Below are 12576 nucleotides of genomic sequence, written 5' to 3' on the forward strand. Positions count from 1 at the left end.
CAATCACTCAATCATTCAATCACTCAACCTCCCGGCCATGATTACTTCTCAAACACTCACTTGGCACGCGGCTGCGCCGGTGGCTTCGTTTCCTGCCGATGGCGGGGCTTGCGTGAAAATTGGACACCGGCAAATTGCGGTGTTCAATTTTGCGGCAACGGGCGCGTGGTATGCGTGCCAGAATCAGTGTCCGCATAGGATGCAGATGATTCTGTCGCGTGGGCTGACCGGCGACCATAAAGGCGAGCCAAAAGTGGCCTGTCCGTATCACAAAAAGACGTTTTCGCTCTGTACCGGCGAAAACCTCAACGGCGACGATTATCAAATTGAGGTCTATCCGGTAAAAATTGAGAACGGAATGGTGTATATTGGGTTATGCTAACCCGTCGCTATACACAACGGTACATTTTGGCCCTCTCGCTGGTGGCGGGGCTGACTATTTTTGGGCAGGTGCTGGTGCAGAGACAATTGCGCGATCAGACCAGCGACTCGTATTTGGTGAACTATGCCGGGCGACAACGGTTCCAGAGCCAGCAGATTGTAAAGACTGTACTGTTGCTGACCGATGGGAGCGGCTTGAGACCAGCGTCGGCTGTGCGGGCCGAACTGACACCTGTGCTGGCCCGGTGGGAACGATACCATCGGGAATTGAAAAGCGGCAACCTGACCGACCTGGGCCTTCGGCGAACGAACAGCGACAGCATCCGGGCCATGTTTGCCCGACTCGACCCGCATTTCAGATTGATTCAACAACATACGCATCGGCTGCTGCATCTGACCGACCAACCGGCAGGGGCAGCCGATGCCGTGCGGGCGAGTGTGCGGGTCATACTGGCGAACGAACAGCCATTTCTGCTAAAAATGGACGCCATTGTGCGCCAGTACGCCCACGAAGCCGAAACAAAAGTAGAGCGGCTGCGGGGCATTGAACTGGTACTTATGATTGTTACACTGTTTGTGTTGTTGCTTGAAGCGTTGCTGATTTTTTTGCCAGGCGTTCGGATTTTACGCTCAACTATTGGTCAACTCACGGATTCTGAGCGCGAAACCCGGCGCGTGAACGACGAACTGCGTTACGCCAATGAGTATTTGCAGGTGACGCAGAAACAGTTGTTGCAGGAAACGGACCTGCGGCATCAGCAGCGGCTCAACGAGCAGCGCATTCGGCTGGCATCGGTGGTTCAGGGGCAGGAAAACGAACGTAAACGACTCTCGCGCGAACTTCATGATGGCATCGGGCAGATGCTCACAGGACTGAAACTATTAGTCGAGAATATTCGCTCCATCGATCAACTGACTGATAAAGATCAAAGTACGTTTGCGAACCTGAAAACATTGCTGGTACGTACTATTCAGGAAACGCGTACCGTCTCCAATAACCTTATGCCGCCCGTGCTGAGCGATTTTGGACTGGTGTCGGCTTTGCGGTTGTTGATCGACCAGCAGTGTGAGCAAACGCCGGCCACGGTTCAGCTCGATACTACCCTGACGACTGAACGGTATGGTCCCGCCGTTGAAATCGGCCTGTACCGAATTGTGCAGGAAGCCGTGAATAACGCGGTAAAGCACGCAAATGCCAGCTACATCAGCGTGCGGCTCGATCAACGGAATGGTCGGCTGTCGCTACGAATTACTGACGATGGCTGTGGTCTGGGCAAACACACGTCTACAGACGCCACGCAGGGTATGCACAACATGCGCGAACGCGCCCGGCTGCTCGATGGTACGTTCCGCATTACCAGTCAGGCCGGAACACGTATAGTTGTCAGCGTTCCAATTCGTAGTTTGTCGACCAGTAATGTAGCAACGCAGGTAATGATGTAATAAACCTACTTTTTATAAAATCACAATATTTTTTGAATTATACCTACATTTTAAATCCTATTTTCAGGAATTTGCCAATTTATCTTCTGAAATAAGGTAAAAAAGCAAGCTTTTTTTTGGTAAATAAGAATTTATACTTAATTTTATATCGTTAGAAAATGAGTAATAATACTCAGTAATATTACTCGGATGAATGCATTGATTGCCCGGTTATTTGCATTGGCGGATGCAGAGTAATTGGTAATAGTGACTGTAGTTCGGCTGGCGGGTTGGGCTATAGAAACAAAAAGTCCCGACAGGATGGCGGTCCCGGCGGGGCAGGTTCAAGTTCATTGTGTTTCACCTTAAACCATGTCAAATGTATGAATTTTTTCATACGGCGCAAAACGTTTCTAAGGTTTTGCGCCTTAGCGGTTCTTTATTCGACTGCCGCTGAAGCACAAGTCTCGTTGAGCGGGCAACTCCGAACCCGCACCGAATACCGTAATGGGCAGGGTACTTTGCTGGCGAACGACGCTCCATCTGCCTTTTTTACCTCCCAGCGAACGCGAATTAGTGCAGCTTATGCGGCCTATCGAATCAAGGCATTTGTTACTGTGCAGGACGTGCGCGTATGGGGGCAGGATGCCTCAACCATCAATCGCACCACCAACGCCGATCTGAACGGCCTGATGCTGCACGAAGCCTGGGGCGAAATCAGTCTGCTCGACACCAATCAGACCAAGTCTGGCAACGAGTTTTTGCTGAAAATAGGTCGGCAGGAATTGGTGTACGACGATGTTCGGCTGCTCGGTAATCTCGACTGGCTGCAACAGGCCCGGCGGCACGACATGGCCCTGCTCAAGTATGCCGCAAAAGGCTGGATGCTCCACGCGGGCATAGCGTATAATCAGAACCGTGAGCAAAAGTCCGGCACCATTTACAACGGCGTTCCGGCGGCTTATCCGGCTGGCACCAACGGCATCGGCACGGCCTACAAATCGCTTCAATTTGTATATCTGGGCCGTAAGTTCAACGGAGGTACAGCGTCGTTTCTGGTCATCAAGGACGATTTCAACCAGTTTACCACCAGCCCCGCATCGGGAACCGTAGCGGCTACGAAAACCTACACCGATGGTGTCTGGAGCCGGGTTACGCTGGGCAGCTACGTGAACGCTACGCTGAAGAAACTGACGCTGAAAGGTGAAGCGTACTACCAAACGGGCCGCGACCCAGCCGGGCGTATGCTGTCGGCCTATCTGCTGTCGGGGGCATTGACCTACGCAACGGGCCGGAAAACAGCGATTACCATTGGTGAAGACTACACAAGCGGCAATGAACCGGGCGTTGCTACGGCTACCAATCGCCGTTTCGACCCGCTTTATGGTACGCCACACAAACACTGGGGGCTGATGGATTACTTCTACGTAGCCGATGGGTTTGGCATCGGCGGTTTGTCGGATTTTTACGTTAAAGGTCGCTGGAAACCGCTCGATAAACTGACCGTAACGGCTGATTTTCATCAGTTTGCCAGTACCAATACCGTTTTGGCCGCCGACAAAACGCCGTTGAATAAACCCTCGTTCGGGCAGGAGTTCGACCTCGTGGGTCAGTACGCGCTCACGAAACAAATCGGGCTGGAGGGCGGATACTGCGTCTTTAACGCGACCGACGCCCTGGCTGCTGCCAAAGCCATCTCGAACGCTCAGAAAATGAATACGTGGGGTTACCTGATGGTGAATCTAAAATTCTAACAACCATGAAACTTGCTAAACTCGATATTTTCTCATTTCAGGGCGTACAGATGCGCACCTTCCACGTTACGTGGCTCACGTTTTTTGTTTGCTTCTTTGGCTGGTTTGGCATTGCGCCCCTGATGCCGGTCATCCGCGAAGACCTCGGCCTGACCAAGCCGCAGATTGGCAACGCCATTATTGCGGCTGTATCGATGACCGTATTTGCGCGGCTGCTGATTGGGCGGCTTTGCGACACCATCGGCCCGCGCCTGACCTACACCTGGCTGCTGGTATTGGGTGCCATTCCGGTGATGGGTATTGGACTGGTACACAGCTACGAGGGGTTTCTGTGGTTCCGGCTGGCAATTGGCGTTATCGGCGCGTCGTTCGTGATTACGCAGTTTCACACCTCGGCCATGTTTGCCGACAACATCAAAGGTACGGCCAACGCCGTGGCAGGGGGCTGGGGCAACCTCGGCGGGGGCATTACCAACATGGTTATGCCGCTGATTCTGGCGGGCATTGTGGGCCTGGGCTACACCAAACCCGAAGCCTGGCGGCTGGCAATGCTGGTGCCGGGCCTGCTGATGCTCGCGATGGCTTATGTGTATTTCCGGTACACGAAAGATACGCCCGAAGGCAATTATGGCGAAAACGGAGTAGAAGCACCCGCAAACAGTAAATCGAACGTGTCGTTCTGGAAAGCCGCTGCCGACTGGCGGGTGTGGGCCTTATTTCTGGCCTACGGAGCCTGCTTCGGTATCGAAATCACCTTCGACGGCGTGGCCGCGCTGTACTTCACCGATATGTTTAAGCTCGACCTGAAAACGGCGGGTCTGTTGGCTGGAATCTTCGGTTTTATGAACATTTTCGCCCGTGCCGTTGGGGGTATCGTAGCCGACAAAGTTGGGGCCACATACGGAATGCGTGGTAAAGGAATTCTGTTGGCGGGCGTGTTACTGCTCGAGGGGCTGGGCATTATGCTGTTCTCACAAACGGGCAGCATCGCACTGGCGATTGTGGCTATGCTGGGTTTCGCCATGTTCCTGAAAATGGCAAACGGAGCCACATACGCCATTGTGCCGTTCATCAACCGCAAAGCCGTAGGTGTGGTCAGTGGCATCGTAGGCGCAGGCGGCAACGTAGGTGGAGTGCTGGCCGGATTCCTGTTCAAATCCGAAAGCATCAGCTACGGGCAGGCATTTCTGTACATCGGCATTGCCGTTTCGGTGGTAGCCTGTGTAGTAGCCCTAACAGGTTTTGAAACCCACGTAGAGACGCAAGATTTTGCGTCTCCTGACCGGATGGCTCTTGACCGGATGGCCCCAGATGTTGCGTCTCCCGACCGGATGGCAATGACTGAATAACCCGGTTGTATTACCGCGATTGAGACGCAAAGGATTGCTGCGATTGAGACGCAAAATCTTGCGTCTCTACACATAAAAAAATGACAACCAAATCAACCTGTTCGTATTGTGGTGTTGGCTGTGGGGTGCTGGTGCATCGGGAAAAAAGCGGCCAATTGCGCGTGGAGGGCGATCCGGCTCATCCCGGTAGCAAGGGTATGCTTTGCTCGAAAGGCATGAACCTGCACTATACCGTGATGGACCAGACCGACCGGCTGCTGTATCCGCAGATGCGCTACAGCCGCAGTATGCCCCTCGAACGGGTATCATGGAACGACGCGCTCGACCGGGCGGCTGCCGTGTTCCGGTCGCTCATCACCAAATATGGACCCGATTCGGTGGGGTTTTATGCGTCGGGGCAGTGTTTGACCGAAGAATATTACGTTATCAACAAGCTTGTAAAGGGCTTTTTGGGAACGAATAATGTAGATACCAACTCGCGGCTGTGCATGTCGTCGGCGGTAGTGGGCTACAAACAGGCGTTGGGCGAAGATTCGGTGCCATGCAGCTACGACGACATCGATCTGGCCGATACGCTCTTAGTCGCGGGTGCGAATCCGGCCTGGTGCCACCCCATCATTTTTCGGCGGGTAGAAGCCCGCAAAGCCTCGTTTCCTGATTTCAAACTGATCGTAGTTGACCCGCGCCGGACGCAAACAGCGGCCATGGCCGATCTGCATCTGCAAATCAAACCCGGCACCGACAGTACGCTCTATCACGCCATCGCACGCGGCCTGATTGACCGGGGGCTGATTGACCGCGATTTCATTGAGAATCATACCGAAGGCTTCGCTGCGTTCGACGCGCAGGTACACAAACGGACGCTGAAAGAAGCGGCTCAGCTATGCGGCATTTCGCCCGATGATCTGCGCTGGACTATCGAATACATTGGCCGCTCGAAAGGATTCATGAGCATGTGGGCGATGGGCCTGAATCAGAGCGTAGTGGGCGTAAACAAGAACCTTTCTCTTTTAAACCTTTCCCTGATTACGGGGCAGATTGGCAGGCCCGGCGCGGGGCCACTTTCGCTTACGGGGCAACCTAACGCGATGGGCGGTCGTGAAACGGGCGGCATGGCAAACCTGCTGCCCGCCCACCGCGACCTGAACAATCCGCAGCACCGGCAGGAAGTAGCCGATTTTTGGAAAGTAGAAAGCCTTTCGGCGAAACCCGGCTATGCGGCTACGGAAATGTTCGACGCGCTCCGCGATGGACGTATGAAAGCGGTCTGGATCGTGACGACAAATCCGATGGTGAGCCTGCCCAATTCGAGAGCCGTAGAAGAAGCACTCCAAAACGCCCGGTTCGTGGTGGTGCAGGACATTTCGGGCCGGAGCGATACCGTAGCCTATGCCGACCTGGTGCTGCCTGCGGCTATGTGGGGCGAAAAAGCGGGTACGATGACCAATTCTGAACGGCGCATTTCGTATCTGAACAAATTTGCTGAACCACCCGGCGAAGCCCGCCCCGACGCCGACATTATCATCGACTTTGCCCGGCGCATGGGCTTTGGCGAAGCGTTCGCGTACCAGAACGTTGCAGAAATCTACGACGAACACGTTCGGCTAACGAAAGGCACCCGCATCGACATATCGGGCCTCAGTCATGCCCGGTTGCAGTCGGAAGGTACGTTTCAGTGGCCCGTGCCGACGCCCGACTCGATGGGTACGAAACGCCTGTTTGCCGACAGTCAGTTTTACACGCCAAGCCGCAAAGCCCAGATTAAAACCGTGCCCGACGAAAATGGCTCGGAGCCAACCACGCCCGATTTTCCATTGGTTCTGACAACGGGCCGCATCCGCGACCAATGGCATACGATGACTCGCACGGGCAAGGTCGCTAAATTGAACAACCATATTCCTAAACCCTTTTTAGAAATTCACCCGAAAGATGCCGAAGAACGCGGCATTGCTGAAAACGACCCCGTTGTAGTGACAGGTCGCCGGGGAGAGCGGTCCGTCGATACGGTACGCGTAAACGCCAAACTCACCAAAGACATTCGGCGGGGCGTGGTGTTTCTGCCCATGCACTGGGGCAAACTGTTGGGCCAAACCAATGCCCGCGCCAACAACCTGACCCAATCGCTCATCGACCCCGTCTCGAAAGAACCTGACTTTAAATTTTCGGCGGTGCAGGTAGCGCGGGCCGAGCAGCCGCCCCGTAAAATCGTGGTGATAGGAGCCGGAGCGGCTGCCACACGGTTTGTACAGATGTATCGAGGGGTAGGGTCGGTTCACGTCTTCAGCAAGGAAGTTACGCCGTTCTACAACCGCGTGTTGCTGCCCGATTACGTCAGTGGCGTAAAAACGTGGGAAAATCTAATCAAACTAACCCCCGAAGCCGCTATTGATCTTGGCGTTCATCTCCATGCAGGTGTCACAATCACCGCTATCGACCGCGACGCCAGAACCGTTACCGACGACCGGGGCCTAACGCATTCGTATGATGTGCTGCTGCTGACCCCCGGCTCGCGGGCATTTATGCCGCGCGAATACCAAACTAAGCTCGCAGGCGTGCTAACCATGCGTACCCGGCAGGATGCCGATGCACTGCTGCGAAGACTTCAGCCGGGCGACCCCTGCGTAATTGTGGGCGGGGGGCTGCTGGGGCTTGAACTGGCTGCGTCGCTGCGGGAGATTAGTGTAGGTGTGCTAGTGATTCAGCGTGAAAACCGACTGATGACAAGACAGTTAGACGAAGTGGCGTCAGAATTGTTGCACCAGGAACTGACCGACCGGGGCGTGGAGATTCTGTACAACGAAAGCATCCGGTATTACGTCGATAATGGCACAGACGTTACCGGCGTTCACCTTGCCAACGGGCAAACCATTCCGGCACGGGCGGTGGTGTTTGCCATTGGTACACAGCCCAATACCGAATTAGCGCGGGCCTGCGGCCTGACCGTAAACCGGGGCGTGGTGGTAAACGAGTTTCTGCAAACGTCGGATCCAGACATTTTCGCGGCTGGCGAAGTGGCCGAACTAAACGGCAATCTGTGGGGTATTACCGCAGCCGCCGAAGAACAGGCCGACGTTATTGCCCGCTACCTTCAAGGCGACCGCGTAACGGCCTATACCGGCTCACTGTCGATGAATATTTTGAAGATGGAAGGGCTACATCTGTGTTCGCTGGGCCTGCCCGAAGCCCCTCAAACCGCCAATGCAGGCGAATACGAAGAGGTTGTATTTATTGATAAAGCCAAACGGTATTATAAAAAATGTATTATCTACCGCGACCGGCTGGTGGGGGCCATCCTGATGGGCGACAAAGCCGAGTTTCTCGAATACAAAGACCTGATTCAGAGCCGCACCGAACTCTCAGACCGGCGGTTGTCGTTGCTGCGGTCGGGGGCTGCACCGAAGCCGGTTCTGGGGAAATTAGTGTGCTCGTGCAACGGCGTGGGTGAGGGCAATTTGCAGGAAGCCATCCGCGCCGGAGTCAACGAATTGGGTAAGCTATGCCAGAGCACTGGCGCAGGCACCGGCTGCGGAAGCTGCCGCCCCGAAGTGAAGGCTATTTTGGAGCGGGCGGGGAGAAAAGTAGCCGTGTTATGATTGTCAAAACAAAAAGTTTACTTTTGGTAAACTTGCTTAATTGGATTGATGTTTAACATTATTACCCGTCGTACACTGAATGAGTACAGAACGCAGTACCCAGAAGCTGCACAAGCATTACAAAAATGGTATGTTGATATGAAAGCTGCACGCTTTGGTTCCATGAATGAATTAAAAGCCGTTTATGGAAACGCGAGTGTGATTGCTGATAACCGGGTGGTGTTTAATATTCATGGAAACAAGTATAGGCTGATAGTGCGTATCAATTTTCAGTTCAAAGGGGTGCAAATAAAATGGTTTGGGCCGCATGCTGAGTATGATATGATTGATGCCGCAACCATAAGCTATAAAGACCAATGACGATTAAAATAATTAAGAACGAGGCAGAATACGACCAGGCACTTGATCGGGCTGATGCCATTTTCGACGCTCGTCCCGGTACGCCCGAAGGCGACGAACTGGAACTACTACTACTGGTGATCAAAGCTTACGAAGATGAACATCACCCGGTTCCGCCACCCGACCCTATCGACGCTATCAAGCTGACAATGGAAGAACAGGGCATCAAAGCGGCTGAACTGACGCAGCGAATGGGCGTGAGCAAAAGTTACGTGTCGCAGCTACTCAGCCGTCGTAAACCCCTCACAGCGTCGATGATGCGCTTGTTACACAGGCAATTAGGTATTCCGGCTGAGATTTTGTTGGGCTAATTAGGTAATTATGTCATCGTTCCTGCTCCGATACCCCGTTCAATTGTTTGTGTCTCTGGCTGGAGTAATCGTGCTGACCGAGTGGCTCATCATACAGAGTCAGGCATTTGCGCGGAGGCCCACAGTTAAGTGCTCACTGATATGCTTCAACTCTTAACCCACGGCGGCCACATAGCCCCCAACGACCTTCGGCAAGTGGCGGGCTGGGCGGCAGCCTACGGCCTGACGAGCGTAGAAATCAGCAACCGGCAAAGCGTGTTGCTGGGGCCACTCGAACCAATTGGCAAAGAAGACCTGAATCAGCAGATTCAGACGCTCGGTTTGGCAACTGACCTGACGCAGCCGCAGGCACACAACATCGTGTCGTCATTGCCTGCCACCGACGTGTTTCCTGATACGCCCTGGCTTACGGCGGGCGTTTATCTCGACGTGCTGGCGCAGTTCAGCACCCCACCCCACCTGAAAGTAAACCTCATCGACCCGGCGCAGTCGCTGGTGTCGCCGTTTACGGGTAACATCAATTTTGTGGCCTCGCCGGAGCCAAACTTCTGGTATGCATTTTTGCGACCTTCGGGCAGCGTTCGGCGGTATCAATGGCCTATTCTGATTGATAGTGAATCGATTGGAGCGTTTGTGCAGGTTGTTGAACAACATTATTTTGCCCACACTGCCGATACGGGCGCACGGGCCACGCTCGACACGTTTTACCGGGCTGTGATGGCTGATTTTCAGGGCCGAACGCGCCGGGTCACGCACGATCTTGCCCTGCCCGATGCCCACACGCCCGTGTACGAAGGCTTTCACCAGACCCGAACCGGCAACTACTGGCTGGGACTATACCGAAAAAACTATGCCTTCCCGCTCGAATTTATAGCGGCCCTCTGCGACCTCTGCCGCGATACACGCGTCGGTAAGCTGTATCTGACGCCGTACAAAACGCTGCTTATCAAAGACATCCGCGAAGCTGACCGCCCGGCCTGGGAACGGCTCCTGGGGCGGTTTGGTATCCGAACCAATCTGCCCGCCTGGCATCTCAACTGGCATTTGCCCAACGCCAGCGAACAGGCCGTTCAGGTACGAAATCAGCTTCTTTATCAAGTAGATGAAGCCGATATCCGCACCGACGCGCTCAGTTTTGCTATCGACGTGCCGTTTTCGGAAGCGGCAGCGTCGGTGGTAGTACACCGCAACCGAGACGCTGAACTGGGTCTGTCGGCCACTTTCGATGTGTATCAGCGAGCCAGCTACTCAGCTACCAACGCGCAATACGTGCTATTTGCCAAACGTCAGCCGATGGCCCGGTTGGGCGAGAGCATCCGGCAACTCGCGGTGGCGTATTATGAACGCTTGTCGACGCCCGACGTATCTCTGCCCGACAGCCCTTCTGGTCCGTTGGCAGAACAGCCGAAGTATCTCGTGCATCAATGCCCGAATTGCCTGAGCCGTTACGATGCCCGCTACGGCGAACCTCATCGGGGCATTGCAGCAGGCACCGCGTTCGATGAACTGGCTACGTACATGTGCGAGGTATGCGAACAGGAGAAAGCTGGGTTTGTGGAGAGGTGGTCGATCACGTAACTTTAGGGGTGGAACACTGGATTGAGCAATGCTACCAAACCACGTCGCCCGAATCGAAGGATTGATCGCCAGCCTGACCCTCGACGTTCAGCAGGCACTGGCAGACGTAACAACCCGACAGACGTTCGTAAAAGGCGATTACCTGCTCTGTCAGGGCGATATTTGCCGATACAGCTATTGGATTGAATCGGGGCTGGCTCAAAAATATTACCTCGTCGATGGGCAGCAACTGACAACGGAAATCTATTTTCCCGATGACATAGCCTTGTCGATGACCAGCTACGCGACGCAGACGCCCAGCCGGGAGGTTATCCAGGTTTTAGCACCTACAACCGCACTGCGGACGGATTACCGCGCCTTTCAGACGTTGAAAGCGACGTTTCCCGTTCTTGTTGAACTCGATTTATTGCTGACTGAATACTATGCTATTTGGCAGGAAGAGCGTATTCGGCAATTTAGAACGCTTAACGCTACCCAACGCTACGAATTGCTGCTGACGACACATGCAGACTGGGTGCAGTGCCTGTCGCTGACGCACATTGCCTCCTACCTCGGCGTATCGCGCGAAACCCTCAGCCGAATCCGGGCCAATTATAAAACGACTGCGCGTCGAATGTGATGTACATCAAAGCAAAGGGCGTGGGCTACCGATAGTTTTGCGGCTCACGTTTGTATCATTCACTATGTCGCATCGCGTTGTTGGCTTCGACCTTGCTCGTGCTTATGCCATTCTGGGCATGTTTATCGTCAATTTTAACACTGTTTTCGGTTCGCACAAAGCCAATACCGGCTTAGGCTGGTTCCTGAATCTGTTTAACGGCAACTCCAGTACGTTGTTTGTGATTCTGGCCGGCATGGGCGTATCGCTGATGACCAACCGCCCCCACTACACCCCGACCGAGCAGGCGGTTCTTCGGCAGAGAGTGATGCGCCGGTCGTGGTTTTTATTCGTTGCTGGGTTGTTATTATATACGTGGTGGCCCGCCGACATTCTGCATTTCTACGGTGGTTATATGCACATAGCCGCGCTGTTGCTATTTGTACCCAAACGGAACTACCTCTATCTGGCTCTGACAAGCATCACCCTATTTCATATACTGTTGATTATCATTCCGTTTGAGACGGGCTGGAACTTCGATACGCTAACCTACGCTGATTTTTGGACGCCTGCCGGATTTGTACGGAACACGTTTTACAACGGCTGGAATCCTATTTTTCCGTGGCTGGCCTATTTTATGCTTGGTATGTGGCTGGGTCGGCTCAACTGGCAGCAACCACGCACCCGGTGGTGGGTGCTGGGCATGGGCGCAGGGGTGCTGGTGGTGGTTGAGGGAATACAGGCATTGGCGGCTACGGGCGTATTCGGGCCTGATCTGACCTTCTATCTGACCGCCGATTACCTGCCTCCTTTTCTGCCATTCATGCTCGCCACAGCCAGTTTCGCCCTTATTCTGATTGTCGTTTGCCTGACCCTCGGCGACCGCTTTGCACATACACGGGTTGTTCGGGCACTGTCGCTGATGGGTCAGATGACCCTCACGCATTACGTCGTTCATCTCACCCTCGGCTTTTTGCTGTTTGTGGGGCTAACGGGGCACTCGTACACTGGCACCATAACGGCTCAGCCGCCCGAACCGCCCGCGCTGGTGCTGGGGTTTGCCCTCGGATTTTACGGGCTGAGTGCGCTGTTTAGTCTGTTCTGGAGCCGCCGATTTGTACATGGGCCGCTGGAAACGCTGATGCGAAAAATAGCAGGCTGATTTTTGCCAAACATTGATATAAATCAGAC

10 protein-coding genes are annotated in these 12576 nt (G+C 54.1%); all 10 read left to right on the top strand.

The features are described 5' to 3' along the window. The first annotated feature begins 37 nt into the window (after positions 1-37). A complete protein-coding gene (gene nirD, locus AWR27_RS22360) occupies positions 38-382 on the top strand; it encodes a nitrite reductase small subunit NirD (RefSeq protein ID WP_077133246.1) in 345 nt (114 codons plus the stop codon). Beyond that, a complete protein-coding gene (locus tag AWR27_RS22365) occupies positions 376-1824 on the top strand; it encodes an ATP-binding protein (RefSeq protein ID WP_077133247.1) in 1449 nt (482 codons plus the stop codon). The genes nirD and AWR27_RS22365 overlap by 7 nt, the downstream gene beginning before the upstream one ends. 362 nt (positions 1825-2186) lie before the next feature. Further along, positions 2187-3557: an alginate export family protein gene (locus AWR27_RS22370; RefSeq protein ID WP_083732942.1), complete on the top strand. Its 1371-nt coding sequence runs from the start codon at positions 2187-2189 to the stop codon at positions 3555-3557. 5 nt (positions 3558-3562) lie between these two features. Further along, positions 3563-4906: an MFS transporter gene (locus AWR27_RS22375; RefSeq protein ID WP_083732943.1), complete on the top strand. Its 1344-nt coding sequence runs from the start codon at positions 3563-3565 to the stop codon at positions 4904-4906. 80 nt (positions 4907-4986) lie between these two features. Beyond that, positions 4987-8499: a nitrate reductase gene (locus AWR27_RS22380; RefSeq protein ID WP_077133248.1), complete on the top strand. Its 3513-nt coding sequence runs from the start codon at positions 4987-4989 to the stop codon at positions 8497-8499. A gap of 48 nt (positions 8500-8547) precedes the next feature. Next, entirely contained in the window at positions 8548-8859 is a 312-nt protein-coding gene (locus tag AWR27_RS22385) for a type II toxin-antitoxin system HigB family toxin (RefSeq protein WP_077133249.1), read from the top strand. Further along, on the top strand, positions 8856-9209 hold the full coding sequence (locus AWR27_RS22390; protein ID WP_077133250.1) for a helix-turn-helix domain-containing protein: 354 nt from the start codon (positions 8856-8858) through the stop codon (positions 9207-9209). The genes AWR27_RS22385 and AWR27_RS22390 overlap by 4 nt, the downstream gene beginning before the upstream one ends. Before the next feature lie 141 nt (positions 9210-9350). Continuing rightward, positions 9351-10787, top strand: a complete 1437-nt coding sequence (locus AWR27_RS22395; RefSeq protein ID WP_077133251.1) for a rubredoxin — start codon at positions 9351-9353, stop codon at positions 10785-10787. 28 nt (positions 10788-10815) lie between these two features. Further along, complete coding sequence (locus tag AWR27_RS22400) at positions 10816-11406, top strand: Crp/Fnr family transcriptional regulator (protein ID WP_077133252.1); 591 nt, start codon at positions 10816-10818, stop codon at positions 11404-11406. Between the two features lie 64 nt (positions 11407-11470). Continuing rightward, positions 11471-12547: a DUF418 domain-containing protein gene (locus AWR27_RS22405; RefSeq protein WP_077134152.1), complete on the top strand. Its 1077-nt coding sequence runs from the start codon at positions 11471-11473 to the stop codon at positions 12545-12547. The last annotated feature ends 29 nt before the right edge of the window (positions 12548-12576 follow it).

The sequence above is a fragment of the Spirosoma montaniterrae genome, from assembly GCF_001988955.1.
GTDB lineage: Bacteria > Bacteroidota > Bacteroidia > Cytophagales > Spirosomataceae > Spirosoma > Spirosoma montaniterrae.

What these genes read in the sequence shown, in the direction of transcription:
- nirD (WP_077133246.1), top strand. Translation starts at nt 38, where the DNA reads ATGATTACTTCTCAAACACTCACTTGGCACGCGGCTGCGCCGGTGGCT.
- AWR27_RS22365 (WP_077133247.1), top strand. Translation starts at nt 376, where the DNA reads ATGCTAACCCGTCGCTATACACAACGGTACATTTTGGCCCTCTCGCTG.
- AWR27_RS22370 (WP_083732942.1), top strand. Translation starts at nt 2,187, where the DNA reads ATGAATTTTTTCATACGGCGCAAAACGTTTCTAAGGTTTTGCGCCTTA.
- AWR27_RS22375 (WP_083732943.1), top strand. Translation starts at nt 3,563, where the DNA reads ATGAAACTTGCTAAACTCGATATTTTCTCATTTCAGGGCGTACAGATG.
- AWR27_RS22380 (WP_077133248.1), top strand. Translation starts at nt 4,987, where the DNA reads ATGACAACCAAATCAACCTGTTCGTATTGTGGTGTTGGCTGTGGGGTG.
- AWR27_RS22385 (WP_077133249.1), top strand. Translation starts at nt 8,548, where the DNA reads ATGTTTAACATTATTACCCGTCGTACACTGAATGAGTACAGAACGCAG.
- AWR27_RS22390 (WP_077133250.1), top strand. Translation starts at nt 8,856, where the DNA reads ATGACGATTAAAATAATTAAGAACGAGGCAGAATACGACCAGGCACTT.
- AWR27_RS22395 (WP_077133251.1), top strand. Translation starts at nt 9,351, where the DNA reads ATGCTTCAACTCTTAACCCACGGCGGCCACATAGCCCCCAACGACCTT.
- AWR27_RS22400 (WP_077133252.1), top strand. Translation starts at nt 10,816, where the DNA reads ATGCTACCAAACCACGTCGCCCGAATCGAAGGATTGATCGCCAGCCTG.
- AWR27_RS22405 (WP_077134152.1), top strand. Translation starts at nt 11,471, where the DNA reads ATGTCGCATCGCGTTGTTGGCTTCGACCTTGCTCGTGCTTATGCCATT.